Source organism: Bacillus sp. 05T22, from assembly GCF_056396765.1.
This window is the reverse complement of sequence record NZ_JBFTMC010000045.1, coordinates 1-22,321: the sequence shown is the minus strand read 5'-3', so window position 1 is coordinate 22,321 and position 22,321 is coordinate 1. Positions and strand designations below refer to the sequence as shown.

Here is a 22,321-nt window from a genome sequence, read left to right as displayed (position 1 = left end):
CTTTTTAACAAGATTTATCCATAATTAGTTAAAGTTGAGATAAACATTCTTTTATTGTTTTAACAATAAAAGTAAAGTCTTCTTCTGTGATGCTTAATGGAGGAGCAAGCTGCAAAATATTATTGTAACCTGCAACAGTGTCACCATTTTTACCAATAATTAGACCTTTTTCTTTACAAGCATTGATGACTTTGTTCACCTTTTCAATGGCAGCCGGTTCTTTCATTTGCTTATCTTCCACTAGTTCAATACCTAAAAGAAGGCCTTTTCCGCGAACATCTCCTACGTTTGGATGCTCTTTTACATCCTCTAGTTCATATAACAGTCGTTCACCCAATTCTTGAGAACGTTCAATGAGTTTCTCATTCTCCATAATTTCTAAATTCTTCAAAGCCAAGGCACAAGCAGCAGGATTTCCTCCGAACGTATTCACATGGCGGAAGCGATCATAATCTTCACTGCCTATGTATGCCTCATAAATCTCTCGTCTGACTGCTGTTGCTGACAAAGGAAGATACGCACTTGTAATACCTTTTGCCATTGTAATGATATCTGGTTTGACGCCATAGTTCATAAACCCAAACGGCTTCCCTGTCCGGCCAAATCCACATATAACTTCATCACAAATGAGCAACGCACCGTGCTTCTCGCAAATTTCTTTTACTTTTGCCATATATCCATCAGGAGGCATTAAAATTCCGCCCCCGGTAATAATCGGCTCCATAATCACGCCGGCTACTGTTTGGCTTAACTCCCATGTCATGACACGATCGATTTCATCAGCACTTGCCAGTGTATGAACATCATCTGGATTGCGATACGTATCAGGCGGTGCTACATGCAGAAATCCTTGCCCCAATGGTTCATATTTGTACTTTCGTTGCGCTTGACCTGTTGCTGCAAGAGCCCCCATTGAATTACCGTGGTAAGCGCGATAGCGTGAAATAAACTTATAGCGTCCATGATCACCTTTTTGCTGATGATATTGACGAGCAATTTTAAACGCTGTTTCATTCGCTTCCGATCCACTGTTAGAAAAGAAAATGACGTATTCGTCACCAAGCCATTCATTCAATTTTTCTGCTAATTTAATGGCAGGAACATGACTTTGTGTCAGAGGGAAGTACGGCATTTCTTCAAGCTGTTCAAAAGCCGCTCTTGCAAGCTCTTTTCGACCATACCCAACATTCACGCACCAAAGACCGGACATACCGTCTAAATAACGGTTTCCATCAATATCCGTCACCCATGCCCCTTCTGCTTTTGTGATAATTAAATTCGTTGGACTAGGGGCTGCTCCTCTCATTGCATGCCAAAGGTACTTTTCATCTGCTTTTTGCAAATTTTGTGTTTGTTCTGTCGTTTGCACAATCACCAACTCCATTCTATCCTTTTATGATTTTACATCGCTCTTTCAATAACGAGCCGTAAGCATTTTCTTGCGAGTATAGAATTCTACGCCATCTTTTCCATTTGCATGGAGATCACCATAGAAGGATTTCTTATAACCTGAGAATGGGAAGAATGCCATTGGAGCAGGAACTCCAAGATTGACTCCAAGCATACCTGCATCAATTTCTTCACGGAATTCACGAATGGCTTTAGCGCTATTGGTGTACAGGCATGCACCATTTGCGAATGGCGATGCATTAGCAACATTAATCGCTTCCGTCAAGTCTTTTACGCGTACAACAGAAAGAACCGGTGCGAAGATTTCATCCTGCCAGATTTTCATTTCCTGTGTCACATTGTCAAAAATCGTTGGGCCAACAAAATAACCTTGGCCGTTTGCTGCATCGTCTTCACGTCCGTCACGAATAAGTGTCGCTCCCTGCTCTACACCGGATTGAATGTAGACGAGTGTCCGCTCTTTATGTCCTTCACGAATAACGGGACCAAGGAAAACACCTTCTTCCAGGCCATTGCCAATAGTAATAACATTAGCCTCTTGAAGCAGTCTATTAACGAGCTCATCTGCAACGTCTTCTTCCACGACAACAACAGCCGCTGCCATGCATCGTTCACCGGCTGAACCGAAGGCAGCATTTGTAATTTCCTTCGCTGCAGAACTAAGGTCCGCATCTTTTAATACGATCGAATGATTTTTTGCCCCTGCAAGAGCTTGTACACGTTTGCCGTTAGCTGCTGCTGTTATATATATACTCAGCCACAGGTTGAGAACCAACGAAAGATACAGCCTTCACATCCTCATTGTCAAGAATGCCATTAACGACGTCATGTGCACCATGCACAACATTTAGTACTCCATCTGGAAGACCTGCTTCTTTAGCAGTTGCTACAGCTCTATCTAAATCTTCTTTAGTCGAAAGCGGTACACGAGCAATGATCTCTCCTGTTGCTGGATTTGGTACATCTTCAATCTGTTTACTTGTGGATTCGATCCATTGTCCGCCAATATAATTTTTCAACGTTTGTACATTTTTCGTTACTATCATAGTGAAACCTCCTATTTTAAGATAACCGTCCTATATATTTATTGCACCCGGAAAAGAAAGCGCATTCATATGACGGTATGTAAACTTATTTGCATAAATTTCACTACATTTCGTCAACATTACTTGAGAGAACAATGTCGGCTTTTTGGTTCATTAGGCTTTATCTCCATTCCGCTTTACTATTCTGAATTTCTTAGCCATTAAATACGCAGGAGCAGTCATCTGCTTAGCATTTGCCCACTTCCCATTTCACATTATTTCAGATTGATCTCATGGTTCATTTTATAATTCTTTTTCAAAAATACTGGACAATCCCATTCACAGACAAGGTCCTTAGCCAAGGAAACGACCCAATCCTTTGTAATATGATATTTTTCTCTATCAACAGTAATAAACACTTCACCGTCTGTCACATAGAAAACTTCCTGCTCTTCTACATGCCACGTTCCTTTATTCGGTTCACCTACCCACGCTTCCCAAGTATCAACACCTAATTGCTGTGCTTCTTCTGCTGTAAGTTTTTTCGCAAAAAACATGATAATCATCTCTCTTTCTTACAGGTAATTTTAAAGAAATAGGTTCTATAAGCGTACTGTCTTAACATTCAGATCTTTTAAACGTTTGAACTCTTTTTTCATAAAGTACATAGCAATGAGAACGCCTGGAATTTCTGCAGCAGGAGTTGCGTACCATATACCTTCTACCCCCCAGAATTTCGGGAAAATAAATAGAAACGGGAACGAGAACAACAGCATTTTGCTAACATTAATAAACGTTGCGGTCCAGTTTCTCTCTTGAGATTCGAAATAACCGGAGATAAGCAAGCTGACTGCATTAAGCGTAAACAAAGAATTGAATACAACTGTTGTCCAAATACCCAGTTTCTGCAATTCAGGATTACCACCGAAAAAAAATGACACAATTGGATCTGCAAAAATGATTAGCATAGCTGTCACAATCACAAAGAAGGCAACCGTAAAAATGAGTCCCACCTTAATTGCTTGTTTAACACGATCAAGGTTGCCCGCACCGTAATTATAACTAATGATCGGTTGAAGTCCTGTCATCCCACCGAGCGCTGCTAAGGCAAGCAGATTTGTAATGTAACCGTTTTGAATCGTGAAAGCGGCAACGTGCACCCCACCACCGTAGCTTAGCAGTAAGTTGTTGAAGAAAATAATTGCAATAAACATCATGAACTGACTCGAGAAAGATGCAAAGCCCGTCCACACCACTTCACCGATCGTCTTGAGATTAATCATCATATCTTTCATTTTTGGCTTAAGTTTTGTTTTACCAAACCAGAAATAAAAGATTAGGAGAACAGGGATCGATTGCGAAATCGTATTGGCCCATGAGGAACCCATCATCCCCATGTCATACTTCGTTACCATAATCCATTCTGTAATCCCCGCAACAACTGCTGCGACTAACCAACTGTTCATTGATAATACAGGTTTTTCATCGATATTGGTTAAAATACTTAATACAACGGCCAATATCGTTAATGGCAATGAAACCCATAGCAAACGGCTATATTGTACCGCGTACGGAAGCGCTTCATCACTTGCTCCGAATAAGGTCATAATATTATTTTCAAAGACCACTCCAAGTACAGCTAACAAAATGGAGAGGAAAAGAGTAAACCATAAAGTTTGTCCCATAATACCTCTAGCTTCTTCGGTCTTTCCTTTTCCAAGTCGAAGTGAAATGACCGCTCCGGCTCCCACACCCAAAAGAACGCCAAGCATACGGGTAATAACCATGACCGTAAATCCAATTCCGATCCCTTCGACTTCCAGCTCCTGAAAGCCACTGACGAAATACCCATCGACAACCGCTACAATTCCTAGAATCACGTTAGCCATAATTCCTGCCAAAGCAAACCGTAAATATAGTAACGGAATACTTTTGGTTCCCAGCACTGAATCATGCGCCGGCTTATTCATTACTTCTAGTTGCTCTATCTTTGATGACGGACGGTTGTCTACTATTTTCATGAGCATGTCCCCTTATAAATAATTTATATAGCAAGTTAAGCTCAATTAATTCGCATACCAACCTACAGGCTGGGCATGCTGGTGGATATTGATTTGCTTCGTTTCCATAAAGTGCTCCAGCCCAACAGCACCTAACGCTCTGCCGATTCCACTTTGCTTATATCCTCCCCAAGGACCTTCAACATAAGCGAGATGATAACTATTAATCCAAGTAATTCCCGCACGCAATTTACTAATGACACGTTTTGCTCGATCCATATCTTCAGTAAATACAGCACCTGCCAATCCATAAATGGAATCATTCGCTTTTTGGATGGCATCTTCCTCATCTTTAAATTTCTGTACAACAAGGACTGGACCAAAAATCTCTTCCTTAACAATACGCATATTCGCATTTACATCAGCAAAGATCGTTGGCGCAATAAAAAATCCTCGATCAAGCCCATTTTCTGTTAAGCGCTTACCACCACAAACTAATTTTGCACCTTCTTCGATTCCGCTCTTGATGTAATGTAAAACTTCATTCATATGAAGCTCGTTTGTGAGGGCTCCCATTTCAATGTTCTCGCTTTCCCCGTTGCCAACTACAATTTTGCTTGCACACTCGGCCAATCTTTCAACAAACTTATCGTAAATGGTCTCTTGTACAAGCAAACGAGATGCAGCTGAACAAACTTGCCCAGCATTGTGGAAAATACCAAACATCGCATTCTCGACTGCAGTTTCAAAATCCACATCGTCGAACACAATAAGTGGAGATTTACCACCCAGTTCAAGTGTGATTTTTTTCATATTGCCCGCAGCTGCGCGCATAATGCTTTGACCTGTTTTTGTTCCACCGGTAAAGGCAATTTTGTCAACATCATGGCTCTCGGCAAGCTCATTCCCAACCTTTGAGCCAGGTCCCAATACCAAGTTTGCCACTCCGTCCGGAAGTCCAACCTCTTCGATAATTTCAAATAATTTGAATACACTTACAGGAGTGACATCAGCAGGCTTAATTACAATTGTATTCCCTGCGGCGAGTGCAGGAGCAATTTGCCAAACAGCTAACATAAGCGGGAAGTTCCAAGGTACAATCAGTCCACAAACACCAATCGGTTCATGAATAATAATTGTTTCCGAAGAATCAGCACGAGTGTAAGATTCCTTTTTCATACCTTTGATCAAGTCAGCATAATAGCGGAAGCATTGAATCGATACCGGAATATCCACATAAGTGGTTGCACGAATAACCTTACCGTTATTTGCAGTTTCCAAACGTGCAATTTCAGCTGCCTTCTCTTCAAGACGGTCTGCAATTTTATAGAGATAGTCAGCTCTTTCATCAGCCGATAAATCCGACCAGATCCCGCTGTCAAACGCTTTACGAGCTGCCTTGGTTGCTATCTTCGCATCGTCTGCTGATCCATAAGCAGACGTTGCGATCACCTCTCCGGTTGCAGGATTGATAATGTTTCGTCTAGCACCGGATAACGCTTCTACCCATTTCCCGTCAATGAACATGTTAATTTTCATAAACAACTCTCCTTTATGCAATAATATCTAACAGTTTGAAACCAATATGTGCTAGATTGACCAGCATCGTTTTCTGATTATAGAACGGAAATGATTTGAGGCGCTCCTTTTCAAATCGATATCCACCTGCACTTCCCGTAACGATCCATTGTGCCAATAACTTACCAAACAATGTCGAGAGAGACGCACCGTGGCCCGTATAACCCGTTGCGAAGTATGCGCCTTCTTTGGATCTGCCGATAACCGGGAACGTATCAATTGTAACCCCGATAAATCCACCCCAACGGAAATCAATCTTGCTTCCTGCTAGTTTTGGCATTATTTTAACCATGGCATCGTAAACACTTTGATAAACAGTATCGCCTAAGTTTGGACGAACATCGCCACCGCCAAATACGATCCGATTATCTGGTGTACGTCGGAAATAGTAAAGGAAACTGCTTGTATCAAAAACCATACGATCCTTAGGAATGACGGTACTCACCAGTGATTCTGGAAGCTGTTCAGTAGCAATAATACGTGCCGAAATTGGCAGTACGCCTTTGTTCAGTTCATTCATGATTTTTCCAGAGTAACCATCTGTAGCCACAATAATGTCTTTCGCAGTAACAGCACCTTTTTCTGTTACAACTTTCACACTGTTTCGACCGTACTCAATAGATAGTGCTTTCGAATGTTCAAAGATTTTTGCACCGATCGATTTAGCTGCTTCTCCCAAACCAATTGCATAGTTCAGTGGCTGGAACGAGTAACTCGAGTTGTCGACTAAGCAGCCATAATAATGTGGAGAATCGATCTCTTGATGCAACTGACTTCGATCAAGCACGCTTGATTCATACCCGAAATTTTTGTTTAAGTATTCGCTTTCATGTTTCAATCCTTCAAAATGCTTGGCTTTGTAAGCCGCCACAATGTGACCTGTCTTTCTAAAGTTACAGTTGATTTGATGCTCGTCGATGATGTTTTTAACCAGTTCAACACTAAACAGGGAGAGATCGTTAAGCTGTCTCGCCTCGTCGGCACTATACTTTTTGGCAAGCTCCTGCATCGTTGGCTTATAGCCTGGCAATACCATCCCGCCGTTACGACCACTTGCACCATATCCGATTGTTTCTTGCTCAAGGACAATGACACTCTTCCCTAATTTTTGCAAATGATATGCAGAAGAAAGACCTGTGAAACCTGCGCCAATAATGACAACATCCGCCTCTTCATTTCCTTCAAGAAGTTTTCCTTTTTCATAGCTGTTTGCAGTCGCTGTCCACAGTGAGAGAGTATCCATTCGATCCATCTTATCCATAGCTAATTCTTCTCCTTTTATGACATGTATGTTACAATACAGTCAAAAATTATTCATAATATTCAAACTTCTTAGATCCATCATATGACTTGGAGTTTCCTCCAAGTCAATAGCCATTTGAGAGTTTTTTGAATTYATTTTTGTGAAAAAAGTGGAGTAACTCCACTTTTTTCATTGGGGGGGCATCTATGAAAATTGGTACATTTGCAAAGCTTTTTCATGTTACGACTGATACCGTTCGTTATTACATTGAACTGGGATTATTAATACCAGACAAAAAAAACACCCAGTATCAAATGAACCAATTGTGTCTCGACGACATGGCTTTTATTACTGAGCTGAAAAAATTTCATTTTTCACTGCTAGAAATTCAACAAATTTTATCGTATCAGCGTGTCACAAACTTCTCGGACCATGAAGATATCGACTACTACAACAACTTACTCATTGATAAAAAGAACCAGCTGACCAAGAAAAAAGAAGACATATCAAAAGCTATCCAATTGATTGAAAAAGCGGTTCAAACCAGCTCGCCTTCATCCAAAGAAAAGAATCTTACAGGGATCCCGCTTTCCTTTGTAAATCTGCTCTATTGTCCGAAGTGCCACATTCCACTTGAAATGAAAGATGTAACGATTAAAAAAGTCTACATTCAAACGGGGAGTTTAACTTGTACTTGTGGATACGAGGCAGCTATCGAGGAAGGTATTATCATTACCGCGAACTTGTACGAGACGTCTCCTTATCCATCTTATTTTTACGATAAAGAAACGATTAAAGAGATCAATCCCAAAATGATTAACTTATTTGAAAAAAGTAATTTTTGGTTTCAAAAAGTTCTACAAAATGTAGATTTGAAAAACAAATTAATCGTGGAAACAAACGTTGACGCTTTTGTGTCACTACCCAAATATATCGATGTTCTTGAAACGACCGCATCCTATGTATTCAGTGGCTATTCGCTCGCGATGCTCAAGAAGGTTAGAAAAAGAATTGAGCGTATGAATCCGAAGCCAAACGTCCTTTATATTTTGAATTCTGATTTAAATCTGCCATTGAAACCGCTTAGCATCGATATTTTTGTGGATAGTTTTACAGCAACTGATTTTTCACTGCTCAATCCGCAGTTCCCAATTCATGTTTTAAAAAACTATTTCCATAGCAGTTCAACAATTGTCGGCGGGTACTCCTATTATGATAGCTCGGCCAAATCCTTGAAAAATATTTCAGCCTTATATCCAAATTCCCACGAACATATTTTATATCCAAAATACTTAGAAGAAAATTTATCAGTCAACGGATTTCAAATCACGCAAAGTGAAAATATCGGTTACTGTACAGATCCAGGACCTTATTTTGATTATCATGTAATAGACGAAAAATTTCACATGCTAATGTATTTGGCTAGTACGAAAAAATAGCACACAAAAAGAGGCTGTCCGAAAAGTAGGCTAGTTCACGGATGAGACAGCTCCCTTGTAGCTAAAATCATGGTTAATCCGAAAAATGGTAGCGCAAGCATAAGCACCCGCGCTACCATTTTCGATTTGATCTATTTGCTATTACTTAAGCAAATTATGAGCAAGTGAAATATTTCAATAACATAGTGGAACAAGATCATCGGTTTATTAAAAAGCGAGTTCATTCGATGTTAGGATTGAAATCCTTTCGCACAGCTACATCCATTATTTCTGGAATAGAAGCTATGCATATGGTGAAAAAAGGACAACTTGTTTTACTGGACAAGTCTGTCCAAAATCAAGTTGAAGAATGCAGCGGAATGAAGAATTTAAAAAATATTGATTTACCAGATCAAATTTCATTTATTATTTAAATTTGATAAAGATAGATTGCGAGTACAACAGAATAAAAAAGCCACCTCTTTTTTGAACTACACCCTCTTATTCACACAATAACTTGCCTATACCGAAAGCATAACTTTTTAATAAAGTTATAAAGAAAAGACGCTTTTGGGACACCCCCTCAGTTTGTCGTTTCCGACAAGACTTTTCATCATGCAGCAGGGATTTTTTGCAATTTGTTGTATTTCATAGTTATATAGAGAATATACAAAATATAGATCTAGGAAGGAAATGATTATGACAGAATTTAAAAATAGAATGGATGTATCCGATCAAGAAAAGTGGGATTTAACGGATATTTATAAAACGATTGAAAACTGGGAACTCGATTATCAAAAAATCGAAGGATTAACAGAGGATTTAAAAAAATTTAATGGGACTATCCATGATGGTCAAAGCCTACTTGCTTATCTTACGAAAAGTGAAGAAATATCAAGTTTGTTTAATTTAGTTTATGCTTATGCAAGACTTCAATCCGACCTTGATACGCGCGATACAGAAGCACAGTCCTTTGTAGATAAAGCATCGCAGTTACATGTTAAAATAAGTGCTGCTCGTTCCTTTTTTTCCCCGTTCTTACTTAGTGTCGACGAGAAAACATTACATTCTTACATGGAAGAAAACGAAGGCTTACAATATTATAAAGAAGACTTATTTGAATTATATCGATATAAGAAACATGTTTTAAATAAGGATAAAGAAGAAATCTTATCTCAAATGGGTGAGGCCCTCTCTTCTCCTCAACGTACATACGGAATGCTCAATAACGCAGATATTACATTTGGAGAAGTTACAACTGATAACGGGGATAAAGTGAACTTAACTCGTGGGATGTACTCAAAATTAATAAAAGATGAAAATAGAGATACGAGGAAAGAAGCTTATAAAGCCTACTATCAGCCTTATGTTCAGCTAAAAAACTCTATCGCTTCTACTTTAACAGCAGCTATAAAAAACAATGTTACGATTTCAAAAATTAGAAACTACCCATCCGCATTAGAAAAGTCTCTATTTGGCGATATGGTTTCAAAGGAAGTATACAATAATTTAATTGATACAACTAAAAGAAATATTAAATCCCTACATGCGTATAATCATTTACGAAAAGAAAAATTGCAGCTAGATGAATTAAGACAATATGACTTACATGTTGATTTAGTAAAAGGTGTAAAACAAGATATTCCATATGATGAAGCATTTGAAATCATGCTTACTTCCCTTTCTCCACTTGGTGAAGAATATCTTCAAACGCTTCGAGGTTTTAAAGATCAACGCTATATAGATGTAAGAGAATTACCTGGTAAACGTTCTGGTGCCTATAATTTCGGCGTATATGGTGTTCACCCTTTTATTCTGTTAAATCATAATGATGACTTAAATAGTCTCTTTACACTTACTCATGAATGTGGTCATGGTATGCATACATATTATTCACATAAGTTTCAGCCGAGAATCTCTGCTCATTATTCAATCTTTGTAGCAGAAGTCGCTTCTACAGTGAATGAGATACTCTTAATTCACTATCTATTAAAAGAAGCAAAAGATATAGACGTACGCAAACATTTAATCAATCACTTTATTGATCAATTTAAAGGAACTTTCTTTACACAAGTTATGTTTGCTGAATTTGAAAAGATTACGCATGAAATGGCACATCAAGGTAAACCATTAAATGTTCAAACATTTAATGATGTATATGAAAACTTGTTTAGAGAATACAATGGGGATACGCTCGTATTCGATGAAGAAGTAAAATATGGATGGGCTAGAATCCCTCATTTTTACCGACCATTTTATGTTTATAAATACGCTACCGGATTTGCTTCCGCAATTCAAATTGCAGAACAACTGTTAAACGGCGATCCTATCGCTCAGCAAAATTATATCGAATTCTTAAAAGGTGGAAGTTCCGATTATCCGCTCAATCTTTTAAAGAAAACTGGTGTAGATTTAACAACACCAAAACCAATCGAAAGTGCACTAGATCGTTTCAGTAAACTAGTCGAAGCATTTTCGTCACTGTAATAAAAAAAGCCTCTCACGCTAGAGGCTTTTTCAAATTCATTTTCCTTCTAATAAATCTTTTGCCATCTTCCGAAATTCCTGATTAAATTCATCGGTCATACCGTTTTGAACATTAGAGAAAAGAATAACAAAAATTCGTTTATCCCAATTGAAATTATTAAATGTATTCCATCCAGCTAATACACCGTGATTATGGTAATAATCTGGATAAATGTAAAAACTAAATCCATATTTCCTTGCAGGTGATACAGTAAACATATCTGATAAACTTTGTTTGGAAAGAAGTTTGCCAGTCATAATCGCCTCATCTAATCTCTTCATATCTTCTACAGTTGTATACATTTCACCACAACCGTATAGCCAATTCATTCTTAACCGAGGAGTAGATATGAATTCATTATCTTTCTTTGTATAACCTTCTGCGAAAAATATATCTCCAGGGAATTTTGCCCCCATACCAGATTCATACATTCCAACTGGAGTGAAAATATGTTCTTTTACATATTCAGCTAATGGTTGTTTAGAGATTTTTTCTACAACATAGGCAAGTACCATATAATTATAATCCGTATATCTCCAACCTGTTCCAGCAGGGAATTCAAGATTTTGTGAACCAATCCATGTCACTAATTTTAAACGTGATGCCGCATCAACTTTCCCTTTCCCTTGTTCAGGTAATCCAGATGTATGTGTTAATAAATGTCTTAAAGTAATATTTTTATCCGCTGGGAATGAAGGAATATACTTATTTACATTATCTTCTATATTCAATTCCCCTTTTTCCTGCAACTGCAATATAGACACTGCCACTACTGTCTTAGTGATAGAACCAATACGATATTTTGTTCTTGGCGTTGTTAAGACTTTATCCTGCATATTTGCATAGCCATACCCTTTTCGCAAAATCACATTATTTTGATCCGTCACAAGTACCGTTCCATTAAATCCCTTTTCTTTTAAATATCGGTCTAATTTTTGTGTTGCCCCAGCWTAACGATTTCGCTGATTTCTATCTACTTTCGGTGTATCTGTTTCTAGTTTACTAGTAGAATCTGAAAATGCCTTTAAATTCTGCGTTTTACCTTTATTTGTTTGCATGAACATATATACACTTAAGCAAAAAATTGCGATAATAAAGCAAACGATTAAACATCTCTTAAACATACAGGAGCCCTCTTTTTATTCAATTTATACTTGTTACTCTTTTCATTGTTTTATTCTATCTCTATTCATTTAAAAGAAGACTTTAATTTTTGCTTAAATTTATTGAAGAACTATATTCGAGAAATAAACTACATATTACTATTTCATCCTCAATTCTACTACTATAAATTAGCATGTCTCTTGATTATCTATATCTCCCTAAAAATTTGTATTATTGGAAAGTTATTCAAGAGAAGCTTTCCATACTCAAATTTTTGATCACTTACTATTCTATTTCTTTCTTATAAAATTTCCACCCAACAATCCGATTCATCTCACTAAAATTTTGTTTTTTTATGTAACATTCCTTGCAAACAACATATACAATAATGCCAAAAAAGGTAATCTATTAGCATTCATCGATAAGCAAAATTAACTAGATAATAAAATGTTCAGTTATCGAACAAACAAAAATAACATGGTATTTATCGAGTATTACGGAAAATAAATTATGATTGTCAAAAGAAAAGATGCAGAAAAATTTTCAAGTAAAATAAATCATGCAAACAATAAAAAAGAGAGGAAGCTCATTACGGCCAAAATAACAGGGAATTTCAAAAGAGGAAATGAACGAAAAGAAAATATTAATAAGAATCAAATTCATTTATATGTCATAATATCACCATTTTAAAATTCATATCAAAATTGATTATACATCATATTGCAAAAAAAATGTCATTCGCATGACTTTTTTTTGCAATTTTTCAATAAACTTATTGCTGAAACAAACAGCAATATAGCCATACACATCCACGCCCACGTATACCCTTTGATATCCACTATGAAGCCAAAAACAGGCGGAGCTAAAATAATAGCAATTTGATTTAGCGTAAGTGCAAAGCTAACCGTAATTCCTACTGAATCCTGCCGCGATGTTTCAACAACTTCAACCATAAAAAGACTAAACCACCCAATGCCGAAGAACCCTAATAAGCCGCTAAATAAAAACAAACCCCATACCGAAAGATTATGTATGTTCAGTATCAAAATGAAGATTAAAATAAATGCAGCGACTACAGAAATAAATAATGGTTTCTGACGGTTACCTTTATAGAAAAAATCACTAACTACCGCTAACACAATTCGTCCTAGCATTCCAAAAAACAAAGTAATCGAAAATATTTGCCCTGCCAAAATTGGAGATATGGATTTAGCAGTAATCAAAAATTTTATAAAGTGCCCAATCAATACCATTTGTAATGAGATCATACAAATTCCTGTGAAGAAAATTGGATATAATGCCTTGTTATTCATAACTCCTTTTAACTGTTGTGAAAAAGGCATTACTTTGTTATTTAACACAGGCTCTTTATGAGTAAAAGGTTCCCTATAAAAAACTAAAAATAATGCTCCTCCGGTAATACATATACTCGAAAGGATATATATCGTATATGACAAATTAAATTTTAGAGAGAGAATAGGAACAATAGCTCCTGCCACTGCGCCACCTATAGGAATGCCTGCTTGTCTAATCCCCGTAGCCAACCCGCGATTTTCTTTCGGAAACCATTTCAAAATCACTTTACTCCCCCCTGGTTGTGCGGTACTATAAAAAACTCCAACCACCGTAAGAACAAATAACAATCCAGTAAAACCTCTTACTATTTGAATAAGTAAGATAGATCCACCAAGTAATATTGAACTAATCCCAATAAGTAATCTTTCATTATATTGATCAAGCAATCTCCCTATAAAAAGCATGCAAAAAAAAGGACCAATATTAACAGCAGTTAACAACATTCCCATCTGCATATCAGTAAGATGATATATCTCCTTCCAAAAAAATGCTAAAGGTCCGACTCCATATGTTATTAATGTGGCAGTTGCCTGCGTTACTGTTGCTAGCATTAGTACAATCCATTTATACGAACTGCTACACTTCATATTTTTTTCTTGGCTTAACAATTTCATCCCCCCTATATCATTCATTGTAAAAAGGTTCAGATATCATGTAAAATGAGTATTAATGATAAAAGATATCAAAATCTTTGATATCTTTAGGAGGAAATCGGATGGATATAAAAGATCTAACTGTTTTTCATGAAGTAGCTAAAGAAGGAAATATCTCTCGCGCGGCTCAAAACTTAAATTATGTACAATCTAACGTGACAATGCGGATTAAACAATTAGAAATCGAACTAGGGGCACCACTATTTTACCGAAATGGGAAAGGTGTTTCTCTAACTTCAAATGGGGAAATTTTATTAACTTATGCAAAGCAAATCATATACTTAATGGAAGCATCTATTAAAGCTGTCCAAAATAACAGATCACATCCAAACGGAACATTAAAAATTGGATCTACGGAATCTACAACTGCAGTCCGTCTTCCTTCTATTTTGACATCGTATTATGATGCGTATCCTGAAGTTGAACTCATTTTAGAAACTCATTCAACAGAAAATTTAGTTCAACTCGTTTTAGAAAGGAAGCTTGAAGGCGCATTTATTGCTGGCAATATTTATCACCCTGACCTCAATTCAATCTTGTTTCACGAGGAAGAATTAGTACTCATTAGTAAACTACCTCTATCTTCTTTCGATGATTTAGGAAAAATGAATTTATTAGCTTTTAGCCAAGGCTGTTACTATCGTAGCTTATTAGAAAAATGGCTTCATGAAGAAGGAATTTATCCAAAACGAGTATTAGAGTTTGGAACAATTGAAGCTATACTTGCTTGTGTAAAATCAGGTATGGGCACTGCTATCATGATAAAATCTATTATACAAGATCATCAGCATTCTTTAGCGCTAACTCCTTTACCCGAGAGTTTTTCAAGGGTGTCCACTACTTTTATCGTTCGAAAAGATACTTTTCATTCAGGAGCTTTACGTAAGTTTATTGATAGGATTACAGATTCATCATCATGATTATTTAGGTTAGATGCAACTACATATAACAAATCTCCTAGACCAAAAAACCTAAGTCATTTTAATTCGACTTAGGTTTTTAGAAAATCATAATTCGTTTACTTTCAAGTTAACCCTTATTTTTCTTTTAGAACACTATGTAATACATGACTAATATGCTTTATCTTCTTATTAATTGGTTCTGTTAAAGATTTATGTTGATATTTAGCAGAACCAATTCGCTCCTTTCATGTCTTTTCAAACTTACTCATCGTTATAATACATATCCTGTTAATCCCCGGATTTATTCACCAAAAATCTCCATACCTTTAGTATCAGCTTAAAAACCCAATAAAACACAAAAAAGTTAATGATAAACCCTAATAGATTAAATCTCACTATCTCTCCATCGTTATAGAGGGAATTTTCTGCAGGTATACCATGGGAAAGAAACTCCCCATTATTTAGTCCTGTTGTAGGAATTAAGGCAAAGACAATAGCGAAAATCAGACTTATAAAGTACAACTTATTTTTGGTTGAATCCATTCTTTTTTTGTCTCTTAACAAGCAATAAGTTATTAAGAACACGATCCTTTAAAAAAAGTATTCCTTCCATTTGACACCCCCCACTTTTTTAGAGTGTTAAAAAACAGTTATACAATGTTAAAAGTGTTACTATATATCAGAACTATTCGAATAAAATATTATAGTTTATAAAAAACAAGTACTAATACGTTTTTTTCATTGATTAAGGATATAATGTACATAACTACAAGTGAATTATAAAAACAATGCGCACCAATTAATCAATATTAAATTCCAATCTTCTATATTCTCAATAAAATGGAGAATATCATTGAATATTTATATCTATGCTTTATATAACAGAAAAAAACGTAAAAGAAGGAGATACAATGAAAAATAAAAAAGAAACAAAAGAAACCGGATGGAACTTAGACAATAGTTATGCCCGTCTACCGGAATCATTTTTTTCCACCCTTAGCCCAACCCCTGTAGGCTTACCAAAGTTAATCATTCTCAATCATCCTGTGGCAACATCCCTAGGGCTAAACATTGAGGAACTACAAAGCGAAGATGGAGTAGCGGTTCTTGCTGGAAACCGAATTCCCGAAGGTTCTATCCCTCTTGCTCAAGCTTATGCAGGGCATCAATTCAGGCATTTCAACATGCTAGGAGACGGCCGTGCGCTGCTAATCGGTGAACAGATTACTCCTTCAGGTGAACGATTTGATATTCAATTAAAAGGCTCTGGTAGAACACCATACTCCCGCCGAGGGGATGGCCGCGCCGCACTTGGACCAATGCTACGCGAGTATATTATCAGTGAAGCAATGCACGCGCTTGGTATTCCTACTACCCGTAGTCTAGCTATAGTATCAACAGGTGAGTCAATCATACGCGAAACTGCTTTACCAGGTGCAATTTTGACACGTGTAGCTAGCAGTCATATACGCGTTGGCACATTTCAATACGCAGCAGCAAGCGGTTCAGTTGAGGAGCTAAAAATTTTGGCTGACTATACGATTAAGCGTCATTTTCCAGCTATTCAATCACAGGAAAATCCATACCTAGCGTTACTTCAAGAAGTGATGAAGCAACAGGCCAGCTTAATTGCAAATTGGCAACTCGTTGGCTTTATTCACGGGGTAATGAATACCGATAACATAACCATTAGCGGAGAAACCATCGATTATGGTCCTTGCGCCTTCATGGATGAATATGACCCAGCAACGGTATTTAGTTCCATTGACACGCAAGGCCGATACGCCTATGGTAACCAGCCGTATATTGGTGTGTGGAATCTCGCGCGATTTGCAGAATCTCTATTGCCACTTCTACATACAGACCTAGAACAAGCTGCCCAAATAGCCCAAAATACGATTTCAGATTTCGGCACACTGTATGAAAAACATTGGCTCGCTGGGATGCGGACCAAACTAGGTATATTTAACGAAGAAGCAGAAGATAAAGCCCTCATTGATGAGCTCCTTAAAATTATGGAGAAATATCGCGCAGACTATACTAATACCTTCCTTGCTTTAACTTTTGGTACACATAAAGATACCGATTTGTTTAAAAGTCAAGAGTTTACGAAGTGGAATGAAAAATGGCAGGCAAGAGTAAGCAGACAGGAGGAATCGAAATCTTCTTCACATCAGCTGATGCGAGACACCAATCCTGCGATAATTCCACGAAATCACCGCGTGGAAGAAGCATTAGATGCCGCAGTCAAACAAGGGGACTACAGCGTAATGGAACAACTGCTTGTTGTTCTTTCAAATCCTTATGCTCACTCTCCTGAACAGTCTGAGTACTGCACACCACCGGCGCCATCATCCCGCCCTTATCGAACTTTTTGTGGTACATGAGAGAGAATTAAGTTAACACCTTCTCATGATTTACTATTTTTACAACATAATGCTACTCCTTTACCTAATGGAGTAGCATTTTTTCGGTTCTAGTGCAAAATCATTTAATATAGATATAGAGCCTACACAGTTTGTTCAACTACTCTTTTCTCAGCGCTAAATACAATTGATTGTTTTTTCATGATATCTAGTGGTAAATCTAGATATCTATTTTATTAGATAAAGAGAGGCCAGAAGGAATAATAAGATTGTACCAATAACTTTCATTCTAAAATATTTTCAAAATGAAACATCACATAATAACTAAAGCGTTTTGATGTTTCATCATATATGTGTTCGTTCCAGTATATAGTTTCGCTCAATATCAGCAAATAACGATAAGATTGTAACCTTTACTTTAGTAGTCATGTCATCTTTCTTACGGGTATCAATATTATCATTAATAACAATGACTCCAATATCATTTTTAAAAGTTAATTTGCAACGTAATATATGCAACGTTGTGACGCTGTAAATATCAAGTCATAGGGAAGCGTTGCATAAATGCTAATTTTTGCAACGCTTTTCTTAGGCTCATATTACTCGTTAAATGTAAGTAACTTATTTAAATAGTTTTATGCTTAGCGTATAGCGTGCAGAGAAACAGTTAAATTGTATCTAAATGTACGTTTTTTTAGATATATATTCACCTATATATCTAGATAATCTCCACTCCATCTCCATATCAACTACAGATTGTCTCTATATAGTATAGATAGGATCAGTTACCAGCGCTCTTGTAATCAGCGATAAAGAATTCATTTTGTAACATTTACAAAAGAAATTTGAAAGGCATTTAAATAAAGATGTTTCATTAGGTATTTACATAAATTCCATCACAGATTTCGCGATACGGAAAAGCCCATGCAGGACTTTAGTCCGCCTTTAGGCATGAGACATTCTGTTTTTCCTCTTGCTTGGTAGCCATTTGGTGAAACTTTTTTACAAATAATTCAACTATGTTTCAAACCAACAATATTTTCTCTTTTTACAAATTATAGTTAAGAAGTTAGGCTTCAAACTCTTTCCTTTAAAAGTTCATAAAAATGTTTTAATATGTTTAATTATACTGTTTCCTTATTCAAGAAATTAGTCTATAATTTTCTAAGGAATATTATGGGATAGAGGAGTTTATGCAAGAATATGGAGATGAGAAAGTTACATTATTTAATTGAAAAAAGAAAAGAAGAATTAATTGAGCTTGTTAAACACTATGGTTTTTGTCATCCTAGGGTGCTAAAATTTAGCCAAGACCTAGATAAATTAATTATTCGTATGATGAAGCAAAGTGAAATACGTGACATTATTACAAAAGCAAACAGTAATACATGTAAAAAATAAAAACTCTATAATTTCACCTCTTATATTTATATATCAATCTATAAAGAACTTATTTCGTGAAATATTTATAAAATAAATATATTTCTAGATCCTTTTAACTGGTTCGGTTGGGATGTAGGTGTAGGTACAAGCATTAAATAAGAACTGAATTCGTTAAAAATTAACAAAGAAAATTAACATCACTAATAGCAAAAAAGAAGCGGAAACCGCTCTTTTTTGTTCATTCTCTAAGCGTTAGCATAGCAGGTGAGTAGTTCACGAGATGCTCACAATCTAATTTTATTTGAAAGTGAAATCTTATTAATTGTAAATAATGCATAATCTAAAGTTGTAGTTCTAATTAATATACAATCTGATTCACTACTTTGTGTTCCTATCTTTACTAACCTTTTCTTTTCAGGAACATGGTCATTATCTTCAATAATCTCAACAATGTCCTCTAACAGAATATTAATTTCTGCAGTTTGCCATTCAATTGTTAATTGTTCATGTGTCTTTGTTACCTTAATATCTTGCATATAACTCTATTACCTACCTAGTAAATTTAAATTTCATTATAAATCAATGTAACGAAATTATATCAAAAAATTATAAAAACAGCTACATTTTTTTATTCTTAAACAAAGCACCAAATACACGTATCAAAATTCAATTTTTGCACTTTAATCAAACTTTTGTTTAACACATGTGGACGAGACATAAATAGGATAAAGTACTATTCTTTCAGTATGAACACTCTAAAAGAAGAAGTAAAAAGAAGCTACGTCCATATTTTGTTTCTCTCACTGTTTATTATGTAATCTTTTATCTAATAAAAAAAGCACCCTATTGGGATGCTTATAGTGTAAATGTCTAAACATATTCATAAACTAAATACAGACAAAAAATATATATTACTACTTACTGTCATCTGTTATTTCTTCGTATAAAATTAATGAGTGAATCCACCACCAAGTTGTTGTTCAGCCATGGCTACTAAACGTTTTGTAATTTCACCACCAACAGAACCGTTTGCACGAGATGTTGTATCTGGACCAAGCTGTACGCCAAATTCTTGTGCAATCTCATACTTCATTTGATCAATTGCATTCTCAGCACCTTGAATCAATACATTGTTATTATTTCTGTTATTTTTATTTGCCATATGTATCACCTCCTACGTTTTTAATATGCTACGAATCATGGAAAAATATTTATTCCTTTTTATGGTAAAAATATATTTAAAAGTTTCCGTTTATGCTGAATTGGAAAAACAAAAAGAGCTTGTAGGAATCACTACAAGTTCTTTTTAAGGTAAGCTGACAAAAAGGGTAACACAAACTATCTTAACAGGCATATTAGAAAAACATAGGGATGATACTTGATAGATTTATTATATAACAAATATTAACATTTGAAGATTATAATTCTGAAAATTATGCGAATTAAGAAAGCAGATCACTTTATTGCGTTTGCATTCTTTCAACACCCTCTTGTTCATGTAATATAAAATATTTGTTTATAAATCTCTTTATTCGAATGTATAATTACATAAAATTTATACACATTTCGAATAGAGGTGACCATCATGAAAAGTTTTGGCATGTTAGTAAGCTCTACTATCTTTTCAGCGCTCCTGTTATTTTTTAATATCCATTCCTTCTATACTAAATTCACAACAGACAATACATATTATTGGATAAATGGTTTCCTAGCTATGGTATTCCTAATATCCTTTATTTTCAACATGCGAGATATCATCAACAAAAACTACGAAACTTCAGAATCACACTAAGGAGCATGCGGTTCCTTTTTCTATGCAAAGAAAGCAGCGGGTTTACTATCTAGTTTAAATGAACTCGTATTCGTATACACCATCACAAAAGAAACGAATTCAATCATTCCTGTAATGATTGGACATATTTTATATAACCTTTATACATTTATTTAACGAATGATAGTAAATTTCCCTAGAGGATAATATATCTTTGTTAAAGAATAGACCAATAACATTACTTCACGATAAATATAATGGATTATTCCCTTCTCGACTTGCACCTTCACGGAATATTAAAAACAGAATGACCCAAAATTTCACGACCATCATCAAAATTCTTATAAGCCTTTACTGAAAGGAAAAATAAACTTCTTCTCACTGACTTGCCATGTGTGTTACTGCGTATTTGTTTACTTTTGGCAAATGAAGGATTTTCATTCTGTTTAAAGACCCACTATAGTTAAGTGGCTTTTCAATATATCTCTTGTATATTAATTGATCTTAAGTTGTAAAATATCCATTAATAATTACATTGTATGTAAATTTAAACTAGAGAAGGAGCTATATATCATGGATAAAAAAGATCTACGAAATCATCAAATCAACAACATGCCTTTAGATGCATTGAATACTCCGAGTAAGGATCAAGAACAAATGCAAGAATCAGATCAACGGCTAGCTAACGGAAATGAAAATAGACTCATCAAGAGACAAAACAACAAGCTTTAGTTAAGGACGAATAGGGAATTTTTTTGCATAAATAACTAACTGTATAGAAATGAAATTTTCATTTAGGGGGCACTTCAAAATATTTACTTGATGGACATGTATGGTGCCCCCCTAATAGAATAAAATTATCATAATACCTTTTTCTAAAAAAAGATATATAGGTATCGCTGATTCACAGATCTTCTAATCTGCACAATCCTACCAACCGGCACTCGCGCATCATGTATAACTGTCGATGATTTAGAAAAATGCTGGCTGAATTCCCATCTATACCATATTTCGGTTCTGGTGCAAATATATGAAGAAGAACGCGGATAGTAGTAGCTTCCTAGTGAAATCGTATTTTATGCTATAAGTCCAAACACTTGGTGGATGAACTCTTTTTGATTTTGGACAGACTGATTCCGTAAATCAATCTGTCCCCTTTTTATCATATGCATGGCTTCAACACCACTCAATATAGCAGTTGCAGTTTTAAATGACTTAAACCCCAACATAGAACGCACACGTTTCTTAATAAAACGATGATCTTGTTCCACTATATTATTGAGATACCTAACTTGCCTTATCTTTATGCCTTCGGGCATATGTTTCTCCTCTTTCAACGCTTGAATCGCTACAGGATAGGCAGGGTTTTTATCTACTGTTATCACACCAGGTTTAGAAATGTACGAAAAAGCCAAGGCTTTCTTGAAAAAGCGCTTGGCTGCTTGTTTATCTCTTGATTTACTTAGATAAAAATCAATGATATTCCCATCTGAATCAACGGCACGATATAAATACATCCATTGCCCTTTCACTTTAATATAAGTTTCATCGACTCTCCATGAATCATTTGTTGTTTTAAGATGAT

General features: G+C 35.9%; 16 protein-coding genes and 3 pseudogenes. 8 read left to right on the top strand and 11 right to left on the bottom strand.

Annotated features, from left to right (window positions below; genetic code table 11):
- Positions 1 to 28: 28 nt before the first annotated feature.
- From AC1DIT_RS14770 to AC1DIT_RS14745, 6 genes and pseudogenes are all read right to left on the bottom strand, one after another.
- A complete protein-coding gene (locus AC1DIT_RS14770) occupies positions 29 to 1,384 on the bottom strand; it encodes an aspartate aminotransferase family protein (protein ID WP_175637018.1) in 1,356 nt (451 codons plus the stop codon).
- Between the two features lie 30 nt (positions 1,385 to 1,414).
- A pseudogene (locus AC1DIT_RS14765) lies at positions 1,415 to 2,456 on the bottom strand (aldehyde dehydrogenase family protein).
- Positions 2,457 to 2,710: 254 nt separating this feature from the next.
- Positions 2,711 to 2,992 (bottom strand): cupin domain-containing protein, encoded by a 282-nt coding sequence (locus AC1DIT_RS14760; RefSeq protein WP_016115567.1) that lies wholly within the window; start codon positions 2,990 to 2,992, stop codon positions 2,711 to 2,713.
- A gap of 45 nt (positions 2,993 to 3,037) precedes the next feature.
- The gene (locus AC1DIT_RS14755; protein WP_016115568.1) at positions 3,038 to 4,456 is read right to left on the bottom strand and encodes an MATE family efflux transporter; all 1,419 of its coding nucleotides are present in this window, start codon (positions 4,454 to 4,456) and stop codon (positions 3,038 to 3,040) included.
- A 45-nt stretch (positions 4,457 to 4,501) separates the two neighbouring features.
- Positions 4,502 to 5,974, bottom strand: coding sequence for an aldehyde dehydrogenase family protein (locus AC1DIT_RS14750; protein WP_016115569.1), 1,473 nt, complete (start codon positions 5,972 to 5,974; stop codon positions 4,502 to 4,504).
- A gap of 13 nt (positions 5,975 to 5,987) precedes the next feature.
- The gene (locus tag AC1DIT_RS14745) at positions 5,988 to 7,274 is read right to left on the bottom strand and encodes an NAD(P)/FAD-dependent oxidoreductase (protein ID WP_016115570.1); all 1,287 of its coding nucleotides are present in this window, start codon (positions 7,272 to 7,274) and stop codon (positions 5,988 to 5,990) included.
- 188 nt (positions 7,275 to 7,462) lie between these two features.
- Between AC1DIT_RS14745 and AC1DIT_RS14740 the strand changes: the two genes are divergently transcribed.
- The 3 genes and pseudogenes from AC1DIT_RS14740 to pepF all read left to right on the top strand — a co-directional run bounded on the left by AC1DIT_RS14740 (position 7,463) and on the right by pepF (position 11,161).
- Positions 7,463 to 8,695, top strand: a complete 1,233-nt coding sequence (locus AC1DIT_RS14740; protein WP_016115571.1) for a MerR family transcriptional regulator — start codon at positions 7,463 to 7,465, stop codon at positions 8,693 to 8,695.
- A gap of 161 nt (positions 8,696 to 8,856) precedes the next feature.
- Positions 8,857 to 9,108, top strand: a pseudogene (locus AC1DIT_RS14735) (DDE-type integrase/transposase/recombinase); the annotation flags it as partial.
- Positions 9,109 to 9,373: 265 nt separating this feature from the next.
- Complete coding sequence (gene pepF / locus AC1DIT_RS14730) at positions 9,374 to 11,161, top strand: oligoendopeptidase F (RefSeq protein ID WP_033671332.1); 1,788 nt, start codon at positions 9,374 to 9,376, stop codon at positions 11,159 to 11,161.
- A 36-nt stretch (positions 11,162 to 11,197) separates the two neighbouring features.
- Here pepF and AC1DIT_RS14725 read toward each other — a convergent pair whose 3' ends face one another.
- Positions 11,198 to 12,325 (bottom strand): serine hydrolase domain-containing protein, encoded by a 1,128-nt coding sequence (locus tag AC1DIT_RS14725; RefSeq protein ID WP_476998261.1) that lies wholly within the window; start codon positions 12,323 to 12,325, stop codon positions 11,198 to 11,200.
- Positions 12,326 to 12,752: 427 nt separating this feature from the next.
- On the opposite strand from AC1DIT_RS14725, the pseudogene AC1DIT_RS14720 reads away from it, so the two are divergent.
- Positions 12,753 to 12,995 (top strand): annotated as a pseudogene (locus tag AC1DIT_RS14720) (hypothetical protein).
- Between the two features lie 44 nt (positions 12,996 to 13,039).
- Here AC1DIT_RS14720 and AC1DIT_RS14715 read toward each other — a convergent pair.
- A complete protein-coding gene (locus tag AC1DIT_RS14715) occupies positions 13,040 to 14,269 on the bottom strand; it encodes an MFS transporter (protein WP_016133102.1) in 1,230 nt (409 codons plus the stop codon).
- Positions 14,270 to 14,376: 107 nt separating this feature from the next.
- Between AC1DIT_RS14715 and AC1DIT_RS14710 the strand changes: the two genes are divergently transcribed.
- The 3 genes from AC1DIT_RS14710 (at position 14,377) to AC1DIT_RS14700 (ending at position 18,983) form a co-directional block, all read left to right on the top strand.
- Entirely contained in the window at positions 14,377 to 15,234 is an 858-nt protein-coding gene (locus AC1DIT_RS14710; RefSeq protein WP_016115577.1) for a LysR family transcriptional regulator, read from the top strand.
- Positions 15,235 to 16,127: 893 nt separating this feature from the next.
- Entirely contained in the window at positions 16,128 to 17,603 is a 1,476-nt protein-coding gene (locus tag AC1DIT_RS14705) for a protein adenylyltransferase SelO (protein WP_016115578.1), read from the top strand.
- A 1,182-nt stretch (positions 17,604 to 18,785) separates the two neighbouring features.
- Positions 18,786 to 18,983, top strand: coding sequence for an aspartyl-phosphate phosphatase Spo0E family protein (locus tag AC1DIT_RS14700; RefSeq protein WP_016115579.1), 198 nt, complete (start codon positions 18,786 to 18,788; stop codon positions 18,981 to 18,983).
- A gap of 266 nt (positions 18,984 to 19,249) precedes the next feature.
- On the opposite strand, the gene AC1DIT_RS14695 is transcribed toward AC1DIT_RS14700, so the two are convergent.
- The gene (locus AC1DIT_RS14695; protein ID WP_016115580.1) at positions 19,250 to 19,501 is read right to left on the bottom strand and encodes a SunI/YnzG family protein; all 252 of its coding nucleotides are present in this window, start codon (positions 19,499 to 19,501) and stop codon (positions 19,250 to 19,252) included.
- Between the two features lie 413 nt (positions 19,502 to 19,914).
- Positions 19,915 to 20,127, bottom strand: coding sequence for an alpha/beta-type small acid-soluble spore protein (locus AC1DIT_RS14690; RefSeq protein ID WP_016115581.1), 213 nt, complete (start codon positions 20,125 to 20,127; stop codon positions 19,915 to 19,917).
- A 1,182-nt stretch (positions 20,128 to 21,309) separates the two neighbouring features.
- Between AC1DIT_RS14690 and AC1DIT_RS14685 the strand changes: the two genes are divergently transcribed.
- Positions 21,310 to 21,468, top strand: coding sequence for a hypothetical protein (locus AC1DIT_RS14685; RefSeq protein ID WP_016115582.1), 159 nt, complete (start codon positions 21,310 to 21,312; stop codon positions 21,466 to 21,468).
- A gap of 344 nt (positions 21,469 to 21,812) precedes the next feature.
- On the opposite strand, the gene AC1DIT_RS14680 is transcribed toward AC1DIT_RS14685, so the two are convergent.
- Positions 21,813 to 22,321: IS6 family transposase (locus tag AC1DIT_RS14680; RefSeq protein WP_476998260.1), on the bottom strand; the 509-nt coding region annotated here is incomplete at its 5' end.

Excerpts from the sequence above, each read along its gene's own strand:
- AC1DIT_RS14770 (WP_175637018.1), bottom strand. The coding sequence starts at position 1,384 with ATGGAGTTGGTGATTGTGCAAACGACAGAACAAACACAAAATTTGCAA.
- AC1DIT_RS14760 (WP_016115567.1), bottom strand. The coding sequence starts at position 2,992 with ATGTTTTTTGCGAAAAAACTTACAGCAGAAGAAGCACAGCAATTAGGT.
- AC1DIT_RS14755 (WP_016115568.1), bottom strand. The coding sequence starts at position 4,456 with ATGAAAATAGTAGACAACCGTCCGTCATCAAAGATAGAGCAACTAGAA.
- AC1DIT_RS14750 (WP_016115569.1), bottom strand. The coding sequence starts at position 5,974 with ATGAAAATTAACATGTTCATTGACGGGAAATGGGTAGAAGCGTTATCC.
- AC1DIT_RS14745 (WP_016115570.1), bottom strand. The coding sequence starts at position 7,274 with ATGGATAAGATGGATCGAATGGATACTCTCTCACTGTGGACAGCGACT.
- AC1DIT_RS14740 (WP_016115571.1), top strand. The coding sequence starts at position 7,463 with ATGAAAATTGGTACATTTGCAAAGCTTTTTCATGTTACGACTGATACC.
- pepF (WP_033671332.1), top strand. The coding sequence starts at position 9,374 with ATGACAGAATTTAAAAATAGAATGGATGTATCCGATCAAGAAAAGTGG.
- AC1DIT_RS14710 (WP_016115577.1), top strand. The coding sequence starts at position 14,377 with ATGGATATAAAAGATCTAACTGTTTTTCATGAAGTAGCTAAAGAAGGA.
- AC1DIT_RS14705 (WP_016115578.1), top strand. The coding sequence starts at position 16,128 with ATGAAAAATAAAAAAGAAACAAAAGAAACCGGATGGAACTTAGACAAT.
- AC1DIT_RS14700 (WP_016115579.1), top strand. The coding sequence starts at position 18,786 with ATGGAGATGAGAAAGTTACATTATTTAATTGAAAAAAGAAAAGAAGAA.
- AC1DIT_RS14695 (WP_016115580.1), bottom strand. The coding sequence starts at position 19,501 with ATGCAAGATATTAAGGTAACAAAGACACATGAACAATTAACAATTGAA.
- AC1DIT_RS14690 (WP_016115581.1), bottom strand. The coding sequence starts at position 20,127 with ATGGCAAATAAAAATAACAGAAATAATAACAATGTATTGATTCAAGGT.
- AC1DIT_RS14685 (WP_016115582.1), top strand. The coding sequence starts at position 21,310 with ATGGATAAAAAAGATCTACGAAATCATCAAATCAACAACATGCCTTTA.